An 878-nucleotide genomic window follows, 5' to 3' on the forward strand; every position below is an offset into this window, starting at 1 on the left:
AGGCCCAGCGGCAGATGCGCCGCCTTGGTGGCCGGGCCCAGGATGCGGGTCACCGGCGGCAGCAGCAGCCAGATCCCCAGCGGCACCAGCACGTCGCCGCGCGGCGCCAGCGCCCAGAAGTCGAAACCGACTTCGCCCACGGCCCAGACCATGGTGCCGATCAGCAGGGCGGCATAGACCCACAGGGCCTCCTGCCGCCGACGAAGCAACAATACCGCCGTCACCAGCAGCATGATGCCGGCGACGACGTAGTACAGCGAACCACCCAGAGCGGTCAGCCAGACGCCGCCGGCCAGCAGGTAGAGCCCGATCAGGGCACAGACCGCCGCGGTGATTGCAAGCACTGGCCGCAATCCTTGTGACATGTTCATCGAAAACCCAGTTTGCAGTGGAGGATCAGATCCGAACGGCGTGACAAGACCATATCGCTTTCGCGGGTCAAGATTGACAGGGCGGCGCAGATCTGACGCGCTGCGCGCACCATGCCAGCGGCGGCACGCTTCATATTGTTATCCTTGCCGTTCAGGGCTGCCGGAACGACGAAAAAACCCTGCCCCCGATTTAGTACAGAACGGGGGCGGGATTTCTGTTCACGTTTTTGTGATAACCTTGTCCGGCCGTAATGCCGCCGCAATATCCTGGCCACGTCCCGCCGTCTCCCGGCGCCCGCGTCCCGTCCAGGCCCCTTGGCCAAACGCCCCGTTCAAGCGCCCCGTCCGTCAGCCTTCCCCGGCAACGATCCCATGCAGCGTCGCCCGCACACCCTGGTCGCGGATGGCGGTGCGCAGCCGCGTGAACAGCGCCACGAAGGCCGCGTTCTCCCCCAGCCCCCACCCGGCGAACACCGACATGTCCAGCGCCCGCGCCGGATCGGCCTC

Annotated in this window: 1 protein-coding gene and 1 pseudogene; both read right to left on the bottom strand. The window is 66.4% G+C overall.

What is annotated here, in order from left to right; translation table 11 throughout:
• A pseudogene (locus tag HUK84_RS20430) lies at positions 1-371 on the bottom strand (membrane-bound PQQ-dependent dehydrogenase, glucose/quinate/shikimate family); the annotation flags it as partial.
• Positions 368-646: a hypothetical protein gene (locus tag HUK84_RS20435; RefSeq protein ID WP_176641830.1), complete on the bottom strand. Its 279-nt coding sequence runs from the start codon at positions 644-646 to the stop codon at positions 368-370. The gene HUK84_RS20435 and the pseudogene HUK84_RS20430, both read right to left, overlap by 4 nt.
• Positions 647-878 lie beyond the last annotated feature (232 nt).

This window comes from Nguyenibacter vanlangensis (assembly GCF_013376155.1).
Classification (GTDB): domain Bacteria; phylum Pseudomonadota; class Alphaproteobacteria; order Acetobacterales; family Acetobacteraceae; genus Gluconacetobacter; species Gluconacetobacter vanlangensis.